Origin of the sequence: Kosakonia sp. SOY2 (genome assembly GCF_027109175.1) — a bacterium.
GTDB lineage: Bacteria > Pseudomonadota > Gammaproteobacteria > Enterobacterales > Enterobacteriaceae > Kosakonia.
Genome location: NZ_JAPVXH010000002.1, coordinates 763185 through 785420 on the forward strand (window position 1 = coordinate 763185; position 22236 = coordinate 785420).

The following is a 22236-nucleotide window of genomic DNA, read 5'->3' on the forward strand; positions in this document are numbered from 1 at the left end:
GTTGGCTGCCCGCTGGCACAACGAGGCGGGTAAAAAAAACGGGCCGCAGCCCGTTTGGTGTGATGTTACGTGGTTAAGTGATGATGACATCATCAACCAGATGAACCGCTGAAGCCGGATAATATGCACCGCCAACAACAATCTCTTCCGGCATGTAAGGGTAAACGGTCAGCTCTTCACCCAGATAGCAACCGGCGCCGACATAAAACTCGCCGCTGCTGCTCAGGCTGATGTTTAACCCGGTCAGGTGGCGGCTCGCCGGTTTGGCATCATTAATCAGCCGCTCCAGCTCAAGGTACATCTCCTCGGTAATGCCATTCTCCTGCACGCCAATCACCAGTTTAAAGGTGCCCGGCTCGGCGTTGTCCTCCCACCATTCGCGCAGCTCAATCAGAAAACCGAGCGGCTCAACCACCCGGCGTAGCGCGCTGCGCGTGCCTTTGTGTTGATGAACGAAGAATGAAGCGGCAATCACTTTGCGTTTGGTCGCTTCCGGCCAGTTAAAGTCCCAGCGGTCGACGGAGAGCGCCCATGCCAGGTAAGGCAGCAGCTCCGCCGGGCACGTTTGCGGATCCCACAGCGTGCGCAGCGGCACCGGCACGCGCTCAATATCTGCTGCCGCTTTTGCCGCTGCCACCTCAAGAACGGATGAGCCAACAGGCAACAAACGGTCGTCACTCATCGGTGCCTCCGGCATTAATGCTCCAGGCGGTGCAGTAAGAGGCCTGATTTTTCGCCAGCACCAGATCGCTTTGCGGCGCGCTCAGCTCCACTCGCTGCACGCCTTCAACGTGCAGCGCGGCATAAATCGCCGACTGGCGGATATCGCGCCCTAAACGCCGTTGCGCGTTGATATAGGCTTTTAACTGCTGCTCAGCGGCCTGGCGAATCGGTTCCGATTCCGGGCCGGGGTAGAAGTAGAGCGTGGCGTTAATCTGGTAAGGCACGATCTCCGCGCTTTGCACCGTCACACGGTCGCCCACCGGGCGCACATCTTCGGCGTTCAGGGCTTTATCCACGATGGCGATCAGCTCATCGCTGGCGCGGCCGTCCCCCTCGCGGGAGAGCACGGAAATGGTGATATACGCCGGGTTCGGGCTGATGACCGAAATATCGGCAACCCGCCCGTCGGCACTGCGACCATGGTATTCGTAAGCGCCTTCCGGCCCGGCGACGCTTAGCCCTTCAAACGCCTGCTGCGCGCGCAGACGCAGATCTTTGTCAGACTCCATCACCGCCGGCGTTGGCGGAATGGTGCTCTCGTCAGCGGGCGAAACCACCAGCCGCGCGGTGTTGCTGTTGGCGGCCATCACATCCAGATCCTTCCCGGCGGCGTAGGCCAGCATCACCGCGCGGGCCGCTTCGTTAACGCGGCTGCGCCACATCACTTCACGGTAGGCGTTCTCTTGCAGAAATTTGGTCAGTGGTTCGGACTCCAGCGCCAGCGTGCGCGCCAGCGCTTCTTGTTCATCGGCGGGAAACAGGGAAATCAGCGTCGCTTTGCGGTCGTTGAGGATAGCCTCATAATCAAGCTCCTCGACCACATCCGGCGCCGGCAGTTGGCTCAGATCGATAATCGGCATGGTTTTAACTCACTGGAAGGGTTAACGAAAGGGACTCGCCGGTGCTGGCGAGTTGCGCGGTCAGGTTGACCAGCAACTTGCCGTCGAACTGGCGCTCGGTGGTGACCGCGCTTACGCTAATGCGCGGTTCCCATTTCAATAGCGCCATGTAACAGGCGGCCTGAATTTGCAGCGTCAGCGCCGGGGTTTGCGGCTGGTCGATCATCTCAAACAGCAATGAGCCGTAATCGCGGCGCATCACTCTGGAGCCTATCGGCGTGCGCAGAATGTCGCTGATGCTCTGGCGAATATGCTCGGTGTCGGTAAGACGCTTGCCGGTGGTGCGGTTTAACCCGCTGTAACGAACTGTCATAAAGGCGCTCCTGTTGTGCCGCCGCTGTCGCCGGGGTGTTTATGGGTATGCAACACTTTGCCGTTGGAAGTGAGCGATCCGCCGCTGTGCTCAATGTTGCCGTTCATCGTGCCGCCTTTTTGTACCTCCAGCGTGCCGGTGATGAGCTTGTTGGTACAGACCACTTCCGGCGTATCCAGCGTGATGCGGGTCGTGGCGGTCACCCGCACGTCGGGTACGGTAGCGGTAAGGGATTGCGACGCGCTGATGGTGGCGGTTTTAATGCCGCTCACCGTTAACGCGCTGGTTTTCGGTTCATATTCCACGACTGCGCCATCGGGAAAAGCGACATGCAAGGCGTCGGCGGATGCCGAAGGGGCCGGGTTGTCATCGGAAAAAATTCCCGGCAGCACGAACGCGGTGTCAAGCTCGCCGCCGACCGCCAGCAGCAACACCTGTTCGCCGATGGAAGGTGCCCACCAGCTCCGTGAATGCCCGGCGCGGTGGGTTAACCACTGCAACCATTGTGTTACGAGGCCGCCGGTCTGCACCCGGCAGCGCCCGCTGTTCAGATCGATATCAACGATTATCCCGGTGCGGATCATATTGCGCAGCAAGCGGGACAGTTCCTGAAGCGAGAGTTGTCTGTTCATAACGGAAATCATCCTATGCGTGACGGGCGTTGAAAAACGGACAGGGCTGTCCGGTTTTTGGCACAACGCCGGGCGATTCAGGCCGGCCAGCGGCTCACCAGTTCACCGTTGATATAAAGCTCGGTCGGGCGGGTCACGAACGCGGGCGGCAGCGGTTCCGGCAGTGTTTCGGCATGCAGCGCGCCGTCGATTTCCGTGACTTTGGTGCGCTCGGTCAGTTGCAGCACCATCGTCAAATCCTGGGTGTTGTCGGTGTTCGCCACCAGCGACCAGCTGAAGCTGCCTTTGCGGCCGGCTTCGGTAGTGAGGATGTCGGGCTGGTTAGCACGCAGCCACGCCATCACCGGTACGAACAGCGCATCGATATCACCGGCAAAACCGCTGACGGTGACATTGAGGCTGAACTGTTTTTCAAAAGAGAGTGAGCTGGCGAGGGTGGCGGTGTTACTGCCTTTATCCACCCACAGGCGCAGCATCGAGGGGTTATCGCGCAGCGCCGGCACGGCGTCAGTCAGCGCGGTGCGTAGCGTATTGGGTTTTAGCATTGATCTCATCCTGGCAATGTTTAAGGGTTTCGACCTGGAGCGCACACTGTGCCAGCGCAAGCTCCAGTCGGCGGATATCGGCGCTCAAATCGCCGTTAGTTTGCGGGTTACTTCCCGGCATCGGGCACAGGCTGACCAGCGGGCAACTGTTGTAAACAGTGACCGGCGGAAGGGCAGGCGGGGCGCTGGTGCACCCGGCGCACAGCATCAGGCAACTCAGCGCTGTACCAGCGGCGAAAGGCGTCATTTTCATTGAGTAACCTCGTTATCGATTGTTCACGCCGCACCGCTTGCGTGCTGGCGGCATCCAGTTGCAGGCGCAGTGCCACCTGCGCCTGCTGGTTTTTGTCCGCCAACGCGGCGGCGGCGTTCAGTTGCGCTTTCAGCTGCGTGATGGCGCTGTTTTGCTCACGCGTAAGCTGGCGGGATTGCGCCAGCGAGGTGCTCAGCGAGTGGTTTTGCTGCACCAGCCACAGCAGGCCGAGCGAGGCGATCAACAGGGCGATCAGACGAGCATTCATTGCGCCCCCTGCAGGCACCAGCCGCGTTCGCGCTGGCGGCGGTTTTCCAGTCCCTGGTTACGTACACCGTCGATAAACACCCAGCGCGGCAGCTGATCGCAGGCCTGGCGCCACTGCTTTTGGTTAAGGAAATAAACCAGCGTCGAGCGGCAAGCCGCGCCGCTGCCAACGTTAAAGGCGAAGCTGACCACCGCGTCATACACCTGCGGCGGCATCGCCACCGGTGCGCACTGCGCCAGTCTGCGCTCAACCTGTAATACATCGGCGACAAGGTTGCTCGCCGCCTCTTTTTCACTGATATCACGCGTTGGTATAACGCCTGCGGTGTGACCGATGCCGGATGTCCAGACCCCGGCGCTGCACTGGTAAGGACGCAGGCGACAACCTTCAAGATCGGCAATCAGTGCCAGCCCCCGCGGTGAAGTTTTCAGTAAGCGGAAATCCGGCAGCAGTACCGCCAGCGCCAGCACCGCCGCCGCGCTACAGCGTTTTACGGGTAATCCCATTCATCACCTCCTGGGTTGACGCGCAGGACTGGAGGAACAGATAGCTTTTGCGGCGGTAGTACCAGTTCACCGCCACGGTGACGGCAACACCCAGCGCGCCAAAATAGGCGGCAAAGTCTTGCGGGGTCATGGCACCGAAAAAGGTCAGCGCCACGCTTATCCAGTACGCCAGCGATGAGGTGACTTTTTCGATGGTCAGCCCCATAGATTCACCGTCTCTTTAATGGTTTGCGTCTGTACTTCCGGCAGGTTGACCGTGGTGCCATAAGGCAAAATAACGCCCAGATCGGCGAGCCCCGGGTTGGCGGCGAGCACCGTTTCGACCACTGATGCGGTGCGCCCGTAATAACGCAGGCAAAGCAGGTCGAGGGTATCGCCTTGTTGTGTTTTCACATTCATCGTTCGCGTCTCTTTCCATCAGGAAGGTTTTTCCCCATGGTTAAGTTTCCTGACCGCAGGCGATGGACGCTATCTTTCGGGGCTGGTTAAGCGCTGGCACAACAGGTGGGCGCAGAGAGAAAAGCACAGCACGAATGCACCAGGCAGCAGTGCCGCTGGCGCATCGAGAGAAGGGCAGCGTTAACTGCCGGGAAAGGTCGTGGCGGGGCGCTATTCGGCCTTGTAGAAAATGTTTTCATCCTCATCGGTAGCGTTTTCGCTGTTGGCCAGGTCCGCAATCAGACTCAGCGCCAGTTTCAGATCGGACGGTTTGCAGTTAGCCAGCAGAGACACCTCGGCAATGAATTGCACGCATGCCCACTTGTGCTGAGTCTGATTTAGTCGCTCAGAGACCATGAATCCCTCTCATGAATTTCTTGTACTGTATGTTTATACAGTATCATAGGCTGATTATTAATGGGAAGCGATAATTATTTGTTCCCATCACTATGTTGCTGATAAAGAAAACCATTATGGCTTTCTGCTCGCGCTTTAAACCCGGTGTTTCCAGCTATTTCCCTGCTACTCCTGCCAGTACAGCGCACGCTTTTTGGCATACGTTTGCGCGCCTGCAGAATATCGCTGCGCAGCCAGGCAGTAAGTTGCCGACGCTGGCGGCGGTTTAACCGCTGATCGGGCTCGAAGGGCGTACAGTTATTGACAGAACTCCAAGAAAGGGCGGTGTCCGGCACGTTTTCCTGTGCGCGCTTTGGCACGATCTTCCACTTTTTCAGCCGCGTCAGCAGCGGCGATCCGCTTCCAGCCACGCTGTCATACACGCCGCGTACGCGCAGCGTCTCTTCGCCATACTGATTAAAATCGCCGTCTGCTTCATAAAGAGTGCGCACCTGCAGCGCATCGCGTTTGACGAACGGCCCGCCTTGCGCGTTGACATAACCCGCCCAGTCGCCGCGATCGGCGGCTTCATGCACCTGCGCAAACTCCACGCTCAATCCGCGCGCGGCATCGTTATCGACCAGTTTGCGTAGCTCGCGGTAAACGGTGACCGGCGCGCCGCCAATAAACTGAAACTGGCGGATGCGCCAGCGTGCGGCCCAAGCGCAGACCGCGCAGGCGCTCTCTTTCAGCAATGCGCCGCTCTCAACATCGGTTTCGCCGTCCAGCGCATAGCCGTCGATATTTTTCGCGATATATTTCGCCAGATAACCGGTCGCGCTGCCTTTTTGTGCATCAATGGTTTCGGCGTGAAAGCGTGCCCGTTGCGCTTTCGCGCTGGACAGCTCGTGGCGGTCTTGCTGGCAGGAGAAATCTCCCAGGATCTCGCGCACGCGGGCAACCTCCTGCGGCTGCATAAACAGCAGCAGGTGCCAGTGCGGAGTGCCGTCGTGATGCGGTTCTGCCACGCGAATGCCGAAAACGCGCAGGCCGTTGCGGTGCAGCTTCGCGCGGATACGCGCCCACAACGTGGTGAAATACGCCTGGGTTTGCGCCGGGCTGGCGCCGTTCCATTTCCGGTTACGGTAGCCCGCGCGCGTTGTTGCGTGCCAGGCCGAGGGCGCGGTTAACGTGTAAAACTCGCCTGCGTAACCAAGGTTCTGGCAGATGGTTTCGAAACCGCGAAGGCGCGTCATCAGCTCACAGCGACGGATTGCCGGGTTGGCTACCGAGCCGTCGTGTTTATCAATAAGGCTAATGCGGTTTCCCTCTTCATCTTCCAGCTCCATGCTTTTCAGAAACTCGCGATTACGCCGTTTTTGCTCGCGCCAGGCGGTTACGCACTGCGCGCTGGCGTAGGGCTGTTTTTTCTTGCTGACATTGCCGAGGGCGATGTGCAAATGTTCGCGCCACTGCCCGGCGGCTTTGCGCAGATGCCCGCGCCACCACTGCTCGCTGAACAGGCGCATGATTGCCGGGGCGAGATCTTCCGCGCTGACGACTTTTTGCATCACTCGCTGCCAGTGCGGGGGAGTGACGTTGAATTGCAAAGCGATGGTGCCTGCGTGCAGATACCAGCGATGCAGCGTTTTCAGCTCCGTTGCGCTTGTGTCGTCGTGCTCTGCCAGTTCACCGCGAATAAAATTGGCGATGTCCGCCGCCAGCCTGTCGACAGGGGCTTTGTTCATATCCGGTAACTGGTTGTAGCGGGTAAACAGCGAGACTAAGCGGTGCGCCAGCCCCTGCTGGATAACCGTATCAAAATGGCCGTTGAACACCGCTCTGGAGACGCGCGGTTGTAAATGATCCAGTTGATAGCGTTGCGCCACCGCGTTGAGCCGCGGCAGCGTGCGGCGATAAAAATGCAACAGAAAAGCCTCCGCCCGCGCCATACCGTGCTCTTTTTCTATCGTATCCGCAGCTCGGGTGAGTGAAACGCGTACGCACTCCGGCTGGAGCGCCAGTGCCTGACGCGCCTGCGACACCGCCGCAATATGGCGATTACGGCGGTGCAGCTCAGCGTGAGTGAGCAAGGGGCTGGAGATAGCTGAACGCGGCGCATTCCACGGATAAGCCCAGGTGACAGACAATTAGCGTCTCCTGTAGTGCTTGTCTTTCAGTTCGGCGATCTGCTGGCAACAAACGCAACAGGTGACGCCGGGCAGCGCCATGCGCCGCGCTTGCGGGATAGGCGCATCGCAGCTTTCACAGGTCAGCCTTAAGGGTGCCAGCAGGCGATTGCGTGCATGCTGAATATGCCGCTCGCGTTCTTCCATCTCGCGTTGCTGGGCGAGATCCATTTCGTCGGCCATTAGTGCAGCTCCTGCGCCTGGTTGTCGATGTGGCTGGCTTCCTGGCGCAACAATTCAGCGGCATCATGCCATTCAAGGCGATGCGAACTGATGAATGTGGCCAGGGCGTCCAGACGGGCGGAGATAACGCCGGCGCAGCGCAGACGTTCATTGTTGCGCGCTTGCGCAAGCTGGAGCGCGAGAGCGTCCGGGCTGTGGTTCGGTGAATTGAAGGGTTGTTTTCTCATTGTGTTGCTCCTGAATTTGGGCAAGGGGATGCCCGACGGGTTGACGTCATGGTTGTGGATTTAGGGTTTACAGCGGCATGGTGAGCCGTTTCGGAAACTGGCTGACTACCGCGCGGAAATGGTTCATGGCGGCGATCACCGCCCGCTTCTCATCAAGCGTTAATGCGTGCGGGTTGAGCGCCTGGCGCGCGGCGGGCACTCGGGCAAGAAAGAAAATGGCCGCCAGCGCCCGGTTGTTCTCTTCTGCGTGTTCGTCACGCGGGTCGCGCAGATCGTCGATAAAGCGTGCTACGTCGCTCCAGTTATCGCCCCATAAACGACCGCGAAGCTCGGCGATATGGTTTAGCCCGCTTAGCCGCTCTGATGTGCTAAGCGGAACATGCACGACAGGGGATGTGATAGCCATAAGCTCTCCTGCGATAGTGTTGGCTTGCAAAAGCAAATTCAGCGTAACACCATGCCGAAAGGGCGTTTAACGCCGTGACGGCACTTTTCCTGTTGCGTAAAGGCAAAATGCAAAGCGCTGGCATTCACCTGCGCATTGCGCCATGTTGCGGTGTCGTGAAGGTCAGACATGTGGCGGTTAAGTCGGCCCTGCGATATGCGCTCAGCGTATTGCTGATCTCTCTGACATTCGCACTGGCTATGGATTGCCGAGGATGTTTTCTGGTTTACTGGCGCGGACTTTGTTATGCGAGTCGCGGCGTAGCGTGCCGGAAAACGGGCCGTTATCTCAGTGCTCACACGGCTGTGGCAGCCACGTTTGGATCGCATTTGAGTAGCCGATTGCGGATGCGACGGCGTTGATTTTGCATCTGACATATCGCATTATCTCCTGTTGTTTAAAATGTACTGCGAAGCTGTGCTTTTTGGTCGATGTACAGCAATATAAATCGCAAATGCGATTGTGTAAATCACTTTTTCGATGTTGGTGTCCATGAGTGAAAACAAGATGAGTGTTCAGGATGTGATTGAGCGCATTGCCGCGTCCTATTCCGTCTCCAGCCAGAAAGCCCTCGCTGAGGCGCTGGATGTGCCGGCGAACAATATCAGCAGCTGGATCCAGCGCGATAGCGTGTCGTATAAAGCGGTGGTCAAATGCGCACTCGACACCGGCGCAGACCTGCACTGGCTGGTGACAGGTGAATTTGCAAATGCGAAATTGACGGATAAACCGGTGCCGAAGGGCAAAGCGCTGTACGACGAAATTTTGTCGACCGGCGGGCGTCCGGTGTTGCGCCGTATCCTTGATGCGTACGGGTTCGAGATGCAAAAAGAGCTGGGAGATTTACTGGATATCTCCTCCGGCACCATCAGCACCTGGGTGCGACGTGAGTTTTTCCCTGGCGATGTAGTGGTGACTTGTGCGCTGGATACCGGCGTCTCTTTAGGCTGGCTGGCGACGGGCAAAGGCGAAATGTATCCCGCTGCAACCGCGGGCGCCGCGCAAAATGACGCGGCGCTGAGCATCCCGAAATTTCGCCATGAGTCTGGCGAGCTGAAAGAGGCGGGCGTCTGGTCGCTGGATCGCAGTCTCGCGCCAGCGTCTACCGACGGTTTGAATTTTATTGAAGGGCTAAATGCAGGCTGGCTGGTGGATACCCGTGCGCAAAAAATTGGCAACGGCCGCTGGTTTATCAGCATTGACGATACGCTGGATGTTTTTGATGTGGTGCGTCTGCCGGGCGGCAAAGTGCGCCTTACCAACGGTGCGGTGGATTTTGAGTGTGCGGTAGCGGAAATCGTGCCGTATGGCGTGGTGGTCTTTACGCTCGAGAAACATGTCTGAGCCGCTGGCGCTGAGTCTGCAGAAAAACGACAAGTAAATTAACTTTCTGGTGATGTTTAATTTACAATGCCGCCTCGACCGGGAGGGGAAGTGGTGAGGAACGTTTTTCATCAATACGCAGCACAACGCGCAGCCGCAGGGCTGGCGCTGTTTGCGATCTTGCTGATCCTCGTCGCGCCGCTGATTTCTGTTTCGCTGCAGCAAGACCCAATGAGCGCGATGCCCGGCATGCACCACGAGATGGGCATGCCGATGCATGCACAGCACGATGCCGCATCGCAGCCGAATGAGATGAGCATGCCGATACATGCACATCATGATGGCACATCACCGCCGAACGAGATGAGCATGCCGATGCGCGCGCATCACGATGCCGCATCGCCGCCGAACGAGATGAGCATGCCGATGCGCATACATCACGATGTCGCATCGCCGCCGATGTCGCACCATCAACCTTCGCCGCAAAGTATGCCGCTTGATCACGCCGAGGCCTGTGGCTACTGCGTACTGCTGGCACATGTTCCCGGTCTTCTCTTCCTCGTTATTTTGCTCCTGCTCGGTCGTGTGCTGCGCATCTGCCTGGTCGTTGCCCGTCAGCCTGTTCAGCACTGGCACTTCTTTCCCTGGCTTTGTCCTGATACCCGCGCCCCGCCGCGCGTCTGCTTTTCCTGATCCTAAAAAAATGTCCGTTCGCCTGTGCGAAACGGCGACCTTTTGCTATTTCTGAGGAAAAGTATGACAACCTGCACTCCGCGTGCGGCGTGGCTCAGCGTGCTGCGACGCCTGCATTTTTACATTGGCCTGTTTGTCGGCCCGTTTATTTTTGTCGCCGCCCTGAGCGGCACGTTATATGTGGCGACGCCACAGCTGGAAAACTGGTTCTATCACGATGCGCTTTACGGTGTGGAAGGGGGAACGCGGCAGCCGCTCGCCGAACAGATTGCCGTGGCTGAACAGCTAACCGGCGGCCATTTGCGTCTGCATGCGGTGCGCCCTGGCCTTACCGGGAGTGACACTACCCGCGTGATGTTTGCTGACCCACAACTGGGCGCATCGGAGAACCGCGCGATATTTATCGATCCGGTGACGCTGCAAGTGAAAGGGGATATGACGGTCTACGGCACCAGTGGAATTTTGCCGCTGCGCCAGTGGATTGACTATTTCCACCGCTCGCTACTGCTGGGCGATGTGGGTCGTCTGTACAGCGAACTGGCGGCGTCCTGGATGTGGGTTGCCGCGCTTGGTGGTATTGCGCTGTGGTTTTTTACCCGCCCGAAACGGCGCATTAATAACGCTATGCAAAATCATCGTCGCCTGCATGTCTCTTTAGGCTGGCTCCTGCTTATCGGGATGCTGCTGTTTTCCGCCACCGGTCTGACCTGGTCGCAGTGGGCGGGCGGCAATGTTGACAGCCTGCGTGCAGCGCTTGGCTGGATGACGCCGCAGGTCAATACGCAACTGCACGGTGTGCCGGAGATGCACGATCCGCATGCGGAACACCATATGATGCATGAGGGGATGGTTATGCCGGATATGCAGCCGGATCGGGTGCAGTTCGATGAAGCGTTGCACAGTGCGCGGCAGGCCGGGATCGCCGCCGGCAAGCTGGAGATCCGCCCGCCACGCAGTGCGGATAAAGCCTGGACGGTAACCGAAATCGATCGCGGCTGGCCCACGCGTGTGGATGCGGTGGCGATTGATGGCAGCACGATGACGGTAGTGGATCGCACAAGGTTTACGGACTTTCCGCTAATGGCGAAGCTGACGCGCTGGGGCGTTGATTTCCATATGGGCATTCTGTTTGGCCTGGCGAACCAGTTGCTACTGATCGCCTTTGGCAGTGCGCTGTGCGTGATGATTGTGGTTGGTTACCGGCTGTGGTGGATCCGCCGCCCGGCCAGTGCCAACGTCAACTCGGCAAGTACGCTGCTGCACAATTGGCTGGTTTTACCACTGTCAGGACGGGTAATAAGCGCGTTCCTGGCGCTGTTGCTGGGGCTGGCGTTACCCGTCATGGGCGCCAGCTTGCTGCTGTTTATCCTCATTGATGCTTTGCGCTGGAAACAACATGCCAGACGTTCTGTCGTAACGATGTAGTTGTAAAACGCCACTGAGTGTAAAAATATAATTACACTTAGTGGTGATTAAATGGCGATTAATTTGTCATTGTAAAGTAATCGTTACGTTATGTGGATTGAAATCTTTACCAGCTATGGTATCGTTACGTCATCCTCACTCGAGGAACAACTATCGCAAACGAGCCATACAGGATTTTGATCATGCAAAAAGACGCGCTGAATAACGTACATATTACCGATGAACAGGTGCTGATCACCCCGGATCAGTTGAAAGCGGCCTTCCCGTTGACTGCCGAGCAGGAAGCGCAAATCGCGCAGTCCCGCCAGACCATTTCCAACATCATTGCCGGGCGCGATCCGCGTCTGCTGGTGGTCTGTGGTCCCTGCTCGATTCACGATCCTGAAGCCGCGATTGAATATGCCCGTCGATTTAAAGCCCTTGCCGCAGAGGTCAGCGATAGCCTCTATCTGGTGATGCGCGTCTATTTTGAAAAACCCCGGACCACCGTTGGCTGGAAGGGGCTGATTAACGATCCGCACATGGATGGCTCGTTTGATGTGGAAGCTGGCCTGAAGATTGCGCGTCGTCTGCTGGTTGAGCTGGTCAGCATGGGGCTGCCGCTGGCAACTGAAGCGCTGGATCCGAATAGCCCGCAGTTCCTTGGCGACCTGTTTAGCTGGTCGGCGATTGGTGCGCGAACCACTGAATCGCAGACGCACCGCGAAATGGCTTCAGGTTTGTCAATGCCGGTTGGCTTCAAAAACGGCACCGATGGCAGCCTGGCGACCGCTATCAATGCGATGCGCGCCGCAGCCATGCCGCACCGCTTTGTGGGGATCAACCAGGCCGGCCAGGTCTGCCTGCTGCAAACCCAGGGCAACCCTGATGGACATGTGATCCTGCGCGGCGGTAAAGCGCCGAATTACAGCCCGGCGGATGTCGCGCAGTGTGAAAAAGAGATGGAACAGGCGGGACTGAGACCGTCGCTGATGGTAGATTGCAGCCATGGTAATTCCAATAAAGATTACCGTCGCCAGCCTGCCGTTGCTGAATCGGTGGTGGCGCAGATCAAAGATGGCAACCGTTCGATTACCGGTCTGATGATTGAGAGCAATATTCATGAAGGCAATCAATCTTCTGAGCAGCCGCGCTGCGAGATGAAGTATGGCGTTTCCGTGACCGATGCGTGCATCAGTTGGGAAGCGACCGAAGCGCTGCTGCGTGAAATCAATAACGATCTGCGTAACAGCCTGGCGGCGCGTTTTGCTTAAGAGGGTGTTATGGTTGCTGAACTGACCGCGCTGCGCGATCAAATTGATGAAGTTGACAAGGCGCTGCTGGATTTGCTGGCGCGCCGCCTGGAGCTGGTGGCGGAAGTTGGCGAAGTCAAAAGTAAATATGGCTTGCCAATTTATGTACCGGAGCGCGAAGCGACGATGCTGGCATCGCGTCGCAAAGAGGCTGAATCACTGGGTGTACCGCCGGATCTGATTGAAGATGTGCTGCGCCGCGTCATGCGCGAATCCTACTCCAGCGAGAACGACAAAGGATTTAAAACCCTCTGCCCGGAACTGCGTCCGGTGGTGATTGTTGGTGGTGGCGGGCAGATGGGGCAACTGTTTGCCAAAATGCTGACGCTCTCTGGCTACCAGGTGCGCATCCTTGAAAAAGAGGACTGGGCGCAGGCCGATGTGCTGCTGGCTGACGCGGGCATGGTGATTGTCAGCGTGCCCATTCACGTTACCGAGCAGGTGATCGGCAAACTGCCGACCTTGCCGGAGGACTGTATTCTGGTCGATCTGGCGTCGGTGAAAAGCGGCCCGTTACAGGCGATGCTGAGCGCGCATAAAGGGCCGGTGCTCGGGCTGCATCCGATGTTTGGCCCGGACAGCGGTAGCCTGGCTAAACAGGTGGTGGTCTGGTGTGATGGCCGACAGCCGGAAGCGTACCAGTGGTTCCTGGAGCAGATTCAGGTATGGGGCGCGCGTTTGCACCGCATTAGCGCTGTTGAACACGATCAGAACATGGCCTTTATTCAGGCGCTGCGCCACTTCGCGACCTTCGCGTATGGTTTGCATCTGGCGGAAGAGAATGTTCAGCTCGAACAGTTGCTGGCGCTTTCCTCACCGATTTATCGCCTGGAACTGGCGATGGTCGGGCGCTTGTTTGCCCAGGATCCACAGTTGTACGCCGACATTATTATGTCGTCGTCCAGTAACCTGGCGCTGATTAAACGCTACTACCAGCGTTTTGGTGAAGCGATTGGCCTGCTGGAGCAGGGCGATAAGCAGGCGTTTATCGACAGCTTCCGCAAAGTTGAACACTGGTTTGGTGACTATGCGCAACGTTTCCAGAGCGAAAGCCGCGTGTTGTTACGCCAGGCCAACGACAGCCGCCCGTAAATAAAAAAGCCGTTTATACTGAAAAGCCAGTGGTTACCCGCTGGCTTTTTTCATTTAAGGGATGCGCAATGGCTGAGCTGCACACGCTGTTTGATTACACCGGGCATTTGCCGGAATGCCCCACCTGGAGCGACGCGGAGCAGGCGCTCTACTGGGCAGATATTATTGAAGGTGAGATCCATCGTTACCACTTATCGTCTGGCGAACATACGGTGCTGTCGTTTGCCGAAGAGGTTGGCTGCTTTGCGCTACGTGAGGAAGGCGGCTTTATCGTGGCGATGCGTAATGGCATCTGGCTGACGGATGCGCGCGGTTTGCTGCGACAAAAAGTGTGTGATAACCCTTCAAACCCGCAACTGGCGCGCTTTAACGATGGCGGCACCGATCATCTTGGCCGTTTTTATGCGGGCACATTCTGGGGGCCGGGCGATTATAACGGCGCGTTGCTATTGCGCATTAATCATGACCTCACGCCCAAAGTGTTGCAGTGCGACATTCACGGTGCCAATGGTCTTGCCTTCAGCCACGATAAGCAGTGGATGTTCACCTCGGACACGCCGAACGCGGTGATTTACCGCACGCCGCTTGATGAGCAGGGTGAGCCGGGTAAACGCGAGGTTTTCCGCCGCTTTAACGCCGGGGAAGGTATTCCGGACGGGGCGGCGATGGATGTTGAAGGTTGCTACTGGAGCGCAATGTTTGATGGCTGGCGCATCGCGCGTTTTTCGCCGCAGGGTGAACAACTGGCTGAGTATCGCTTGCCGGTGCGTTGCCCGACGATGGTCTGTTTTGGTGGGCCTGATATGAAAACGCTGTTTATCACCACCACGCGGGAAAATATGACGGCGGACGAAGTGGCGCAATATCCGCTGTCGGGAGCGATCTTCACCCTGCCCGTGGCGGTGGCAGGGATGAAGAAACCGCTGTTTAAAGAGGTTTAAGCCGGGTCGACCGGCACCACATTTTCACTGGGGTAGCAACCGAGGACTTTCAGCGAACGCGCGGTGTCGGTGAGTTCGCGCAGCGCTTTTTGCATCTGCCCGGATTGCAAATTGGCCTGCACATCGATGTAGAACATCTCTTCCCACGGGTTGCCATGGATCGGGCGCGATTCTAGTTTGGTCATGATCAAATTGTGGTTACGCAGCACCAGCAGGGCTTCAACCAGCGAGCCTGCTTGCTGGCCGGTTGCCATCAGCAGCGTGGTTTTTGCCGGAACCTGATCGGATACATCAATGGCTTTACGCGCCAGCACCACAAAGCGTGTGATGTTCTGCGTCTGGTTCGCCAGATTACGTTGCAGCACCTGCAAGCCATACAGCGCGCCACCGGCTTCGCTGCCCAGCGCCGCAACCTGCGGCGAATTCGCCTGCGCGACCTTTTCCATCGCGGCGGAAGTGCTTTCGCAATACTCGATTTTCCACTGTGGATAGCGGTTAATGAACTGGCTGCACTGCTGGAAAGGCTGCGGATGGCTGTAAACCGTGGTGATGTGTTCTAAATCGGTGGAGCCGGAAACCAGAATGCAATGGTCGATAGGCACCGTCAGTTCACCAACGATAGACAAACTGGTGTGCTGGAGCAGGTCGTAAACGTCGTTAATTGCCCCGGAGCTGGTGTTCTCCAGCGGCACCACCGCGTAATCGGCCTGACCCGTTTCCACCTGGCTGAAGATATCGTGAAATTTCAGGCAACCGCTTTCAATGAACTGCTCAAAATGGCGCGCCGCGTACTGACGGGCGGCCAGGTGTGAATAGGATCCTTTTGGCCCCAAAAAGGCGATGCGGGCAGAGTGCGGGTTGATTTTATTCAGATGCTGCTGGAGCAGGGCTTGCTGGGTGAGAACGGAATCTTCGATGATCAACTGAAACAGGCGGGTGATGTAGTGGGCATCCAGATGATGCGCTTTGCCGAGCTCTATCAAACGTTCGAGTAAATCACGTTCGCGATCGATATCGCGTACCGGACGGTGTGAATCCAGCTTGGCCTTGCCGACTTCAACAGAGAGCTGGCGGCGTTCGGCCAGCAGCGTCAGCAGCTGTTCATCCAGTGCGCTGATCTTTACGCGTAAATCCAGTAAGGGGTTTTCAGCCGTCATGTTGTTGCCTTTCGTCTTTAATTGTTATCAATAAAAAAGGCCTCCCGGTGTGGGAGGCCTTATTGTTCGTCTTCGCATTCTTTATCACAAAACGAATCGCCTCCCTAATTGGGGAAGGTAAAAAAGAATGCGAAGAAGAACGGAACAAGTTTCATGGAGTTTTCCTTTGTGCGACCGAAGTACAGTACCCGTACTGTTTTCGCTCTGTCAATAAAAAACGCGCCCGTGGGCGCGTTGGGATGGGCTCAATGTAGAGACTACTCTTCTTCTTCCTCAACGAAGCTTGTGTCTTTCACCGATGTTGCGGCGCGACGTGCTTCACCTTTGTGTTGCACTTTATTCAGCTGCCGTTCCAGCTTGTTAATCAAATCGTTGATGGCGGTATACATATCTTCATGTTTCGCACTGGCAACCAGTTGTCCGTTCGGTGTGTTGATGGTTGCATCGGCGATAAAGCCCTGCGGTTCTTTCGACAGGATGATATGCGGATTAATCAGTTGAGTTTGCCATTTATCCAGTTTGGCGAGACGGTCTGTGACATGCTGGCGGATTGCCGGAGTAATTTCCATTTGTTTACTGGTAATGTTCATTGTCATAAATTTTACCTCTTGTCTTTCCGTCTTGGTGATTTCAGCATACCGTCCACAATGTCAAAATGTGTGATTTAAATCACATTATTTTGTCACTTTTTGTCAATAAAAGGGTTTTGTGAGGCAGGGCAGGAAGAGGGCAAATTTACCTTGTCTACGCCATCATTAGCAGTCATAGTTGATAGGATGAATTGCGGCTAAACCGCTTTAGTGATAGATAAAATGAATAAAAAAACGGCAGCCGAAAGGCTGCCGTTTTGTATTTCAGGCGATCAGGTCAATCAGGTTCGATTGCTGTTCGCCGCAATAATTTTCGCCACTTTATCCGCCTGCGCGTTGAGTTGCAGCTCGCGATAGGCTTTTTCCATCAGCGGCAGCGCGTCATGGGTCGCTTTTGTATCCGGGAAGTCACGCAGCATCCCTTCTACGCGGTTGGTTACTGCAACCCACGCACCGCGATCGGTGTAGTATTCCGCAACCGACAGTTCGTATTTCGACAGACGATCTTTCAGGAACACCAGTCGTCTGGTGGCGTCGGTGACGTACTGGCTGTTCGGGTAGCCGCGCACCAGTTTGGAGAAGTCTTTGAATGCGTCACGGGCATGCGCCGGATCGCGATCGCTCCGGTCTACGCCGAAGAACCCTTGCAGAGCACTGTCATCCAGCGCCATGTTGGTCAGCCCACGCATATACATTACATAATCAATGTTCGGGTGGGTTGGGTTCAGTCGAATAAAACGGTCAATCGCGGCTTGCGCCAGCGGCAGATCGGCATTTTTGTAGTACGCGTAGATCAGATCCAACTGCACTTGTTGTGAGTAAGGACCAAACGGATAACGATTATCCAGTGCTTCCAGTTGCGTTATTGCCGCCTTCCAGTTACCGTCTTGCAGCTTTTGCTGAGCTGTCGCGTAGATTTCGTTTGGCGGATTATCAGGTACTTCTTCCTTTGAACCGGAGCAACCTGTCAAAGCCAGACTCAACGTGGCGGCTGCCACCAGATATTTCAAGCGCGTCATGACGTTTAGACTTTCCTCAGAATGTTTACGCGGGAGATTCTTTATTCCTGCTCCCGACTAAGACCAGCTACAATAGCACACTATATTAAACGGCGAAGCCGTAAAACCCAACGTTAACGAAGAAGCTGTATATGGCACAACTGGTACAACTCACCGCAACGGTATCCGAAAACCAACTCGGTCAACGCTTAGATCAAGCTTTGGCCGAATTGTTCCCGGATTATTCACGTTCGCGCATAAAAGAATGGATTCTCGACCAGCGCGTGCTGGTCAACGGCGTTGTCAGCGACAAGCCGAAAGAGAAAGTGTTGGGTGGCGAACTCATTGCTATCAATGCGGAAATCGAAGAAGAAGCACGTTTTGAACCGCAGGATATTCCACTTAACATCGTCTATGAAGACGATGACATTATCGTCATTAACAAACCGCGCGACCTGGTTGTACACCCGGGCGCAGGTAACCCGGATGGCACTGTCCTTAACGCTCTGCTGCATTATTACCCGCCTATTGTGGATGTTCCGCGTGCAGGCATCGTCCACCGCCTGGATAAAGACACCACCGGTTTGATGGTAGTGGCGAAAACCGTACCCGCTCAGACGCGGCTGGTGGAGTCGCTGCAACTGCGAGAAATCACGCGTGAATACGAAGCGGTAGCGATTGGGCATATGACTTCTGGCGGCACGGTGGAAGAACCGATCAGCCGCCATCCGACCAAGCGTACCCATATGTCGGTGCACCCGATGGGCAAGCCGGCGGTGACACATTACCGCATTATGGAGCATTTCCGTGTGCATACGCGTCTGCGTCTGCGCCTGGAAACAGGCCGTACGCATCAGATTCGCGTACATATGGCGCATATCACTCACCCGCTGGTTGGCGATCAGCTCTATGGTGGTCGCCCGCGTCCGCCGAAAGGCGCATCGGACGAATTTATCGATGCACTGCGCAAGTTTGACCGCCAGGCGCTGCACGCCACTATGCTGCGCCTTTACCATCCTATCAGCGGTATTGAAATGGAATGGCATGCGCCAATTCCGCAAGATATGGTTGATTTGATTGATGCGATGCGCGCTGATTTTGAAACCCATAAGGACGATGTTGCCTGGTTATGACCAAACTGATCCTCCCGGACTGGCCGCTGCCGAAAGGTGTCGCGGCTTGTAGCTCGACGCGCGTCGGTGGTGTAAGCCTGCCACCTTACGATTCGCTGAATCTTGGCGCACACTGTGGTGACAATGCTGAGCATGTGGAAGAGAATCGCGCGCGCTTATTCGCGGCGGGCGGTTTGCCTTCGAAGCCGGAGTGGCTTGAACAGGTTCATGGTACTGACGTGCTCACACTTAGCGGTGGTCCTTATGCGTCGAAACGGGCGGATGCGTCATACAGCAACTTACCCGGTACGGTCTGTGCGGTGATGACAGCAGACTGTTTACCGGTCTTGTTTTGTAACCAGGCGGGCACCGAAGTTGCTGCTGCTCACGCCGGCTGGCGGGGTTTATGTGCAGGCGTGCTGGAACAGACAGTTGCGTGTTTCGCCGATAAGCCGGAAAATCTGCTGGCGTGGCTGGGGCCAGCAATTGGGCCGCAAACGTTTGAAGTTGGTGCAGAAGTTCGTGAAGCGTTCATGGCGCACGATCCGCAGGCCGACAGCGCTTTTCGTCCTCACGGTGAAAAATATTTTGCTGATATCTATCAGCTTGCACGCCAGCGTCTGGCGAGCGTAGGCGTCCGGCATGTGTTCGGCGGCGATCGCTGTACCTTCAGCGATAAGGATAATTTTTTCTCATACCGCCGGGACAAGACGACCGGGCGTATGGCAAGTTTCATTTGGCTGATATAACCTAAAGAATCAAGACGATCCAGTACGCGTAGGTTTTCTTTCGCATAATTCAGGTCATTCACCTTGAATAATTGAGGGATGACCTCATTTAATCTCCAGTAGCAATTTTGACCTGTTATGGGAGGAGTTATGCGTCTGGATCGTCTTACTAATAAATTCCAGCTTGCTCTCGCCGATGCCCAGTCGCTCGCACTCGGGCACGACAACCAGTTTATCGAACCTCTTCATTTAATGAGCGCCTTACTCAATCAGGAAGGCGGTTCGATTCATCCTTTATTAACCTCTGCTGGCGTGAACGCCGGCCAGTTACGCACAGCGATTGAACAAGCGCTGAGCCGCTTGCCGCAGGTGGAAGGCACCGGTGGCGACGTACAGCCTTCTCAGGATCTGGTACGTGTACTGAATCTTTGCGACAAGCTGGCGCAAAAGCGAGGTGACAACTTTATCTCGTCGGAACTTTTCGTTCTGGCTGCGCTTGAATCACGCGGTACGCTGATGGATTTGCTTAAAGCTGCTGGTGCGACAACGGCCAATGTGACCCAGGCGATTGAACAAATGCGTGGGGGAGAGAACGTGAACGATCAGGGGGCCGAAGACCAACGTCAGGCCTTGAAAAAATTTACCGTCGATCTGACTGAGCGCGCCGAACAAGGCAAGCTCGATCCGGTTATCGGTCGTGACGAAGAGATTCGTCGTACGATCCAGGTACTGCAACGGCGTACCAAAAATAACCCGGTGCTGATTGGTGAACCGGGCGTCGGTAAAACCGCGATTGTCGAAGGGCTGGCGCAGCGTATTGTTAACGGCGAAGTGCCGGAAGGGCTGAAAGGCCGCCGTGTACTGGCGCTGGATATGGGCGCACTGGTTGCCGGTGCAAAATATCGCGGTGAGTTTGAAGAGCGTTTAAAAGGTGTGCTGAACGACCTGGCGAAACAGGAAGGCAACGTCATTCTGTTTATTGACGAGCTGCATACGATGGTCGGTGCCGGTAAAGCCGATGGTGCAATGGATGCGGGCAACATGCTGAAACCTGCGCTAGCGCGCGGTGAATTGCACTGTGTGGGGGCTACGACGCTGGATGAGTATCGCCAGTATATAGAGAAAGATGCGGCTCTCGAACGCCGTTTCCAGAAAGTGCTGGTGGCCGAGCCGACGGTGGAAGACACCATTGCGATTCTGCGTGGGCTGAAAGAGCGTTATGAACTGCATCATCACGTGCAAATTACCGACCCGGCAATTGTTGCGGCGGCAACGCTGTCGCATCGCTACATCGCCGATCGTCAGCTGCCGGATAAAGCCATCGACTTGATTGATGAAGCCGCGTCCAGCATTCGTATGCAGATTGACTCGAAACCGGAAGAACTCGACCGGCTCGATCGCCGTATCATCCAGCTCAAGCTGGAGCAGCGGGCGCTGATGAAAGAGTCCGATGAGGCCAGTCTCAAGCGGCTCGAAATGCTGAATGAAGAGCTGGAAGATAAAGAGCGCCAGTACTCATCATTAGAAGAAGAGTGGAAAGCGGAAAAAGCCTCCCTCTCCGGAACCCAAACCATTAAGTCGGAACTGGAACAGGCCAAAATTGCCATGGAGCAAGCGCGTCGTAATGGTGATTTGGGACGCATGTCGGAACTTCAGTACGGGAAAATCCCGGAACTTGAAAAACAGCTGGCTGCCGCAACTCAGGCCGAGGGTAAAACCATGCGCCTGCTGCGTAACCGTGTGACCGATGCCGAAATTGCAGAGGTGTTGGCGCGCTGGACTGGCATCCCGGTAGCGAGAATGATGGAAGGCGAGCGCGAAAAATTACTGCGCATGGAGCATGACCTCCATCATCGTGTAATCGGTCAGGATGAAGCTGTCGAAGCCGTTTCTAACGCTATTCGCCGTAGCCGCGCAGGGCTGTCGGATCCGAATCGTCCGATCGGTTCGTTCCTGTTCCTTGGCCCAACCGGGGTGGGTAAAACCGAACTGTGTAAGTCTCTGGCGAACTTTATGTTCGACAGCGACGATGCAATGGTGCGTATCGACATGTCGGAATTTATGGAGAAACACTCCGTTTCGCGTCTTGTCGGTGCGCCTCCGGGATATGTTGGCTATGAAGAGGGTGGTTATCTGACAGAAGCGGTTCGCCGTCGCCCTTATTCCGTTATTCTGCTGGATGAAGTAGAGAAAGCGCATCCGGATGTGTTCAACATTTTGTTGCAGGTACTGGATGATGGTCGTCTGACAGACGGACAAGGCAGAACGGTTGATTTCCGTAATACGGTCGTCATTATGACTTCCAACCTGGGGTCTGATTTGATCCAGGAGCGTTTTGGCGATCTGGATTACAGCCACATGAAAGAGCTGGTGTTAGGTGTGGTGAGCCAGAATTTCCGTCCGGAATTCATCAACCGTATTGATGAAGTGGTAGTGTTCCATCCGTTGGGTGAAAAACACATTGCGTCTATTGCGCAGATCCAGTTGCAGCGTTTGTATAAGCGCCTGGAAGAGCGTGGTTATGCGGTAAGCATTTCCGACGACGCGCTGAAACTGCTCAGCGCAAACGGGTACGATCCGGTGTATGGCGCGCGTCCACTAAAACGCGCTATTCAACAGCAGATTGAAAACCCGCTGGCGCAGCAGATTCTTTCGGGCGAGCTGATTCCGGGCAAACCGGTGCAACTCGTAGTGAAAGATGAGCGCATTGTGGCAGTGCAGTAAGTCACAAAAGAAGAAAACGAGCCCTTTCGGGCTCGTTTTTGTTTGAAAACCAGGCAAAAATTTAACTTCTCAGCGTAATTCGCCTGAAAAGTGAGCGAACGGTTACTTTTTTCAAATTAGGGGTTGTCAGCGGGAATTAACTCCCTATAATGCGCCTCCACTGACACGGCACAACGGCAAACACACCGGCCTGTCAGGTGAAGA

28 protein-coding genes and 1 other annotated feature are annotated in these 22236 nt (G+C 56.0%); of the genes, 9 read left to right on the forward strand and 19 right to left on the reverse strand.

Translation table 11 applies throughout. The features are described 5' to 3' along the window. Positions 1-73: 73 nt before the first annotated feature. The 15 genes from O3S68_RS16735 to O3S68_RS16805 form a co-directional block, all read right to left on the reverse strand. Positions 74-682 carry a phage tail protein I gene (locus O3S68_RS16735; RefSeq protein WP_269232004.1) on the reverse strand — a complete coding sequence of 203 codons (609 nt, stop codon included), beginning with the start codon at positions 680-682 and terminating at the stop codon, positions 74-76. Then, the gene (locus O3S68_RS16740; protein ID WP_020454786.1) at positions 675-1583 is read right to left on the reverse strand and encodes a baseplate assembly protein; all 909 of its coding nucleotides are present in this window, start codon (positions 1581-1583) and stop codon (positions 675-677) included. The genes O3S68_RS16735 and O3S68_RS16740 overlap by 8 nt, the downstream gene beginning before the upstream one ends. A gap of 4 nt (positions 1584-1587) precedes the next feature. Further along, complete coding sequence (locus tag O3S68_RS16745; protein WP_020454785.1) at positions 1588-1935, reverse strand: GPW/gp25 family protein; 348 nt, start codon at positions 1933-1935, stop codon at positions 1588-1590. Next, positions 1932-2567 carry a phage baseplate assembly protein V gene (locus O3S68_RS16750; RefSeq protein ID WP_269232005.1) on the reverse strand — a complete coding sequence of 212 codons (636 nt, stop codon included), beginning with the start codon at positions 2565-2567 and terminating at the stop codon, positions 1932-1934. The genes O3S68_RS16745 and O3S68_RS16750 overlap by 4 nt, the downstream gene beginning before the upstream one ends. A 77-nt stretch (positions 2568-2644) precedes the next feature. Next, positions 2645-3112 (reverse strand): phage tail protein, encoded by a 468-nt coding sequence (locus O3S68_RS16755; RefSeq protein ID WP_269232006.1) that lies wholly within the window; start codon positions 3110-3112, stop codon positions 2645-2647. After that, a complete protein-coding gene (lysC, locus tag O3S68_RS16760; RefSeq protein ID WP_082071816.1) occupies positions 3075-3320 on the reverse strand; it encodes an Rz1-like lysis system protein LysC in 246 nt (81 codons plus the stop codon). Before lysC ends, O3S68_RS16755 begins: the two co-directional genes overlap by 38 nt. Beyond that, a complete protein-coding gene (gene lysB / locus O3S68_RS16765; RefSeq protein ID WP_160269062.1) occupies positions 3220-3633 on the reverse strand; it encodes an Rz-like lysis system protein LysB in 414 nt (137 codons plus the stop codon). The genes lysC and lysB overlap by 101 nt, the downstream gene beginning before the upstream one ends. Then, positions 3630-4139 (reverse strand): lysozyme, encoded by a 510-nt coding sequence (locus O3S68_RS16770; protein ID WP_269232007.1) that lies wholly within the window; start codon positions 4137-4139, stop codon positions 3630-3632. The genes lysB and O3S68_RS16770 overlap by 4 nt, the downstream gene beginning before the upstream one ends. Beyond that, the gene (locus O3S68_RS16775; protein WP_017459945.1) at positions 4114-4344 is read right to left on the reverse strand and encodes an HP1 family phage holin; all 231 of its coding nucleotides are present in this window, start codon (positions 4342-4344) and stop codon (positions 4114-4116) included. The genes O3S68_RS16770 and O3S68_RS16775 overlap by 26 nt, the downstream gene beginning before the upstream one ends. After that, positions 4335-4538, reverse strand: coding sequence for a tail protein X (locus O3S68_RS16780; protein WP_020454780.1), 204 nt, complete (start codon positions 4536-4538; stop codon positions 4335-4337). Before O3S68_RS16780 ends, O3S68_RS16775 begins: the two co-directional genes overlap by 10 nt. A 210-nt stretch (positions 4539-4748) precedes the next feature. Continuing rightward, entirely contained in the window at positions 4749-4934 is a 186-nt protein-coding gene (locus tag O3S68_RS16785; RefSeq protein ID WP_017459947.1) for a hypothetical protein, read from the reverse strand. Between the two features lie 74 nt (positions 4935-5008). Then, positions 5009-7063: a replication endonuclease gene (locus O3S68_RS16790; protein WP_269232008.1), complete on the reverse strand. Its 2055-nt coding sequence runs from the start codon at positions 7061-7063 to the stop codon at positions 5009-5011. After that, positions 7064-7285: a TraR/DksA family transcriptional regulator gene (locus tag O3S68_RS16795; protein WP_269232009.1), complete on the reverse strand. Its 222-nt coding sequence runs from the start codon at positions 7283-7285 to the stop codon at positions 7064-7066. Continuing rightward, the gene (locus O3S68_RS16800; RefSeq protein ID WP_269232010.1) at positions 7285-7512 is read right to left on the reverse strand and encodes a DUF2732 family protein; all 228 of its coding nucleotides are present in this window, start codon (positions 7510-7512) and stop codon (positions 7285-7287) included. The genes O3S68_RS16795 and O3S68_RS16800 overlap by 1 nt, the downstream gene beginning before the upstream one ends. A gap of 67 nt (positions 7513-7579) precedes the next feature. Continuing rightward, positions 7580-7918, reverse strand: coding sequence for a DUF5347 family protein (locus tag O3S68_RS16805; RefSeq protein WP_045513809.1), 339 nt, complete (start codon positions 7916-7918; stop codon positions 7580-7582). 531 nt (positions 7919-8449) lie between these two features. On the opposite strand from O3S68_RS16805, the gene O3S68_RS16810 reads away from it, so the two are divergent. The 6 genes from O3S68_RS16810 to O3S68_RS16835 all read left to right on the forward strand — a co-directional run bounded on the left by O3S68_RS16810 (position 8450) and on the right by O3S68_RS16835 (position 14723). After that, positions 8450-9301: a phage repressor protein CI gene (locus O3S68_RS16810; RefSeq protein ID WP_269232011.1), complete on the forward strand. Its 852-nt coding sequence runs from the start codon at positions 8450-8452 to the stop codon at positions 9299-9301. A 90-nt stretch (positions 9302-9391) separates the two neighbouring features. Further along, on the forward strand, positions 9392-9973 hold the full coding sequence (locus O3S68_RS16815; protein WP_269232012.1) for a DUF2946 family protein: 582 nt from the start codon (positions 9392-9394) through the stop codon (positions 9971-9973). Between the two features lie 63 nt (positions 9974-10036). Beyond that, positions 10037-11398 carry a PepSY-associated TM helix domain-containing protein gene (locus tag O3S68_RS16820; RefSeq protein ID WP_269232013.1) on the forward strand — a complete coding sequence of 454 codons (1362 nt, stop codon included), beginning with the start codon at positions 10037-10039 and terminating at the stop codon, positions 11396-11398. 182 nt (positions 11399-11580) lie between these two features. Continuing rightward, positions 11581-12651, forward strand: a complete 1071-nt coding sequence (gene aroF / locus O3S68_RS16825; RefSeq protein WP_020454772.1) for a 3-deoxy-7-phosphoheptulonate synthase AroF — start codon at positions 11581-11583, stop codon at positions 12649-12651. Positions 12652-12660: 9 nt separating this feature from the next. After that, positions 12661-13782, forward strand: coding sequence for a bifunctional chorismate mutase/prephenate dehydrogenase (gene tyrA / locus O3S68_RS16830; protein WP_269232014.1), 1122 nt, complete (start codon positions 12661-12663; stop codon positions 13780-13782). 68 nt (positions 13783-13850) lie between these two features. Continuing rightward, on the forward strand, positions 13851-14723 hold the full coding sequence (locus O3S68_RS16835) for an SMP-30/gluconolactonase/LRE family protein (RefSeq protein ID WP_020454770.1): 873 nt from the start codon (positions 13851-13853) through the stop codon (positions 14721-14723). On the opposite strand, the gene pheA is transcribed toward O3S68_RS16835, so the two are convergent. The 4 genes from pheA to bamD all read right to left on the reverse strand — a co-directional run bounded on the left by pheA (position 14720) and on the right by bamD (position 17489). Then, positions 14720-15880 (reverse strand): bifunctional chorismate mutase/prephenate dehydratase, encoded by a 1161-nt coding sequence (gene pheA, locus O3S68_RS16840; protein WP_020454769.1) that lies wholly within the window; start codon positions 15878-15880, stop codon positions 14720-14722. The genes O3S68_RS16835 and pheA overlap by 4 nt on opposite strands. A gap of 30 nt (positions 15881-15910) precedes the next feature. Continuing rightward, positions 15911-16036 (reverse strand) — a sequence feature (Phe leader region). Beyond that, positions 15985-16035 carry a pheA operon leader peptide PheL gene (gene pheL / locus O3S68_RS16845; protein ID WP_189660115.1) on the reverse strand — a complete coding sequence of 17 codons (51 nt, stop codon included), beginning with the start codon at positions 16033-16035 and terminating at the stop codon, positions 15985-15987. Its footprint overlaps the feature before it by 51 nt. 101 nt (positions 16037-16137) lie before the next feature. Further along, a complete protein-coding gene (gene raiA / locus O3S68_RS16850) occupies positions 16138-16476 on the reverse strand; it encodes a ribosome-associated translation inhibitor RaiA (protein ID WP_044489450.1) in 339 nt (112 codons plus the stop codon). A gap of 275 nt (positions 16477-16751) precedes the next feature. Further along, complete coding sequence (bamD, locus tag O3S68_RS16855; protein ID WP_020454767.1) at positions 16752-17489, reverse strand: outer membrane protein assembly factor BamD; 738 nt, start codon at positions 17487-17489, stop codon at positions 16752-16754. A gap of 131 nt (positions 17490-17620) precedes the next feature. Between bamD and rluD the strand changes: the two genes are divergently transcribed. The 3 genes from rluD to clpB all read left to right on the forward strand — a co-directional run bounded on the left by rluD (position 17621) and on the right by clpB (position 22032). Then, a complete protein-coding gene (gene rluD, locus O3S68_RS16860; protein ID WP_017459962.1) occupies positions 17621-18601 on the forward strand; it encodes a 23S rRNA pseudouridine(1911/1915/1917) synthase RluD in 981 nt (326 codons plus the stop codon). After that, on the forward strand, positions 18598-19329 hold the full coding sequence (gene yfiH, locus O3S68_RS16865) for a purine nucleoside phosphorylase YfiH (protein WP_269232015.1): 732 nt from the start codon (positions 18598-18600) through the stop codon (positions 19327-19329). Before rluD ends, yfiH begins: the two co-directional genes overlap by 4 nt. Before the next feature lie 129 nt (positions 19330-19458). Further along, positions 19459-22032, forward strand: coding sequence for an ATP-dependent chaperone ClpB (clpB, locus tag O3S68_RS16870; RefSeq protein WP_269232016.1), 2574 nt, complete (start codon positions 19459-19461; stop codon positions 22030-22032). Positions 22033-22236: the final 204 nt, after the last annotated feature.

What these genes read in the sequence shown, in the direction of transcription:
- O3S68_RS16810 (WP_269232011.1), top strand. Translation starts at nt 8,450, where the DNA reads ATGAGTGAAAACAAGATGAGTGTTCAGGATGTGATTGAGCGCATTGCC.
- O3S68_RS16785 (WP_017459947.1), bottom strand. Translation starts at nt 4,934, where the DNA reads ATGGTCTCTGAGCGACTAAATCAGACTCAGCACAAGTGGGCATGCGTG.
- O3S68_RS16835 (WP_020454770.1), top strand. Translation starts at nt 13,851, where the DNA reads ATGGCTGAGCTGCACACGCTGTTTGATTACACCGGGCATTTGCCGGAA.
- O3S68_RS16755 (WP_269232006.1), bottom strand. Translation starts at nt 3,112, where the DNA reads ATGCTAAAACCCAATACGCTACGCACCGCGCTGACTGACGCCGTGCCG.
- lysC (WP_082071816.1), bottom strand. Translation starts at nt 3,320, where the DNA reads ATGCTGTGCGCCGGGTGCACCAGCGCCCCGCCTGCCCTTCCGCCGGTC.
- O3S68_RS16775 (WP_017459945.1), bottom strand. Translation starts at nt 4,344, where the DNA reads ATGGGGCTGACCATCGAAAAAGTCACCTCATCGCTGGCGTACTGGATA.
- clpB (WP_269232016.1), top strand. Translation starts at nt 19,459, where the DNA reads ATGCGTCTGGATCGTCTTACTAATAAATTCCAGCTTGCTCTCGCCGAT.
- raiA (WP_044489450.1), bottom strand. Translation starts at nt 16,476, where the DNA reads ATGACAATGAACATTACCAGTAAACAAATGGAAATTACTCCGGCAATC.
- bamD (WP_020454767.1), bottom strand. Translation starts at nt 17,489, where the DNA reads ATGACGCGCTTGAAATATCTGGTGGCAGCCGCCACGTTGAGTCTGGCT.
- yfiH (WP_269232015.1), top strand. Translation starts at nt 18,598, where the DNA reads ATGACCAAACTGATCCTCCCGGACTGGCCGCTGCCGAAAGGTGTCGCG.
- O3S68_RS16820 (WP_269232013.1), top strand. Translation starts at nt 10,037, where the DNA reads ATGACAACCTGCACTCCGCGTGCGGCGTGGCTCAGCGTGCTGCGACGC.
- rluD (WP_017459962.1), top strand. Translation starts at nt 17,621, where the DNA reads ATGGCACAACTGGTACAACTCACCGCAACGGTATCCGAAAACCAACTC.
- O3S68_RS16745 (WP_020454785.1), bottom strand. Translation starts at nt 1,935, where the DNA reads ATGACAGTTCGTTACAGCGGGTTAAACCGCACCACCGGCAAGCGTCTT.
- O3S68_RS16780 (WP_020454780.1), bottom strand. Translation starts at nt 4,538, where the DNA reads ATGAATGTGAAAACACAACAAGGCGATACCCTCGACCTGCTTTGCCTG.
- O3S68_RS16740 (WP_020454786.1), bottom strand. Translation starts at nt 1,583, where the DNA reads ATGCCGATTATCGATCTGAGCCAACTGCCGGCGCCGGATGTGGTCGAG.
- pheA (WP_020454769.1), bottom strand. Translation starts at nt 15,880, where the DNA reads ATGACGGCTGAAAACCCCTTACTGGATTTACGCGTAAAGATCAGCGCA.
- O3S68_RS16795 (WP_269232009.1), bottom strand. Translation starts at nt 7,285, where the DNA reads ATGGCCGACGAAATGGATCTCGCCCAGCAACGCGAGATGGAAGAACGC.
- O3S68_RS16735 (WP_269232004.1), bottom strand. Translation starts at nt 682, where the DNA reads ATGAGTGACGACCGTTTGTTGCCTGTTGGCTCATCCGTTCTTGAGGTG.
- lysB (WP_160269062.1), bottom strand. Translation starts at nt 3,633, where the DNA reads ATGAATGCTCGTCTGATCGCCCTGTTGATCGCCTCGCTCGGCCTGCTG.
- O3S68_RS16805 (WP_045513809.1), bottom strand. Translation starts at nt 7,918, where the DNA reads ATGGCTATCACATCCCCTGTCGTGCATGTTCCGCTTAGCACATCAGAG.
- O3S68_RS16750 (WP_269232005.1), bottom strand. Translation starts at nt 2,567, where the DNA reads ATGAACAGACAACTCTCGCTTCAGGAACTGTCCCGCTTGCTGCGCAAT.
- O3S68_RS16800 (WP_269232010.1), bottom strand. Translation starts at nt 7,512, where the DNA reads ATGAGAAAACAACCCTTCAATTCACCGAACCACAGCCCGGACGCTCTC.
- aroF (WP_020454772.1), top strand. Translation starts at nt 11,581, where the DNA reads ATGCAAAAAGACGCGCTGAATAACGTACATATTACCGATGAACAGGTG.
- tyrA (WP_269232014.1), top strand. Translation starts at nt 12,661, where the DNA reads ATGGTTGCTGAACTGACCGCGCTGCGCGATCAAATTGATGAAGTTGAC.
- O3S68_RS16770 (WP_269232007.1), bottom strand. Translation starts at nt 4,139, where the DNA reads ATGGGATTACCCGTAAAACGCTGTAGCGCGGCGGCGGTGCTGGCGCTG.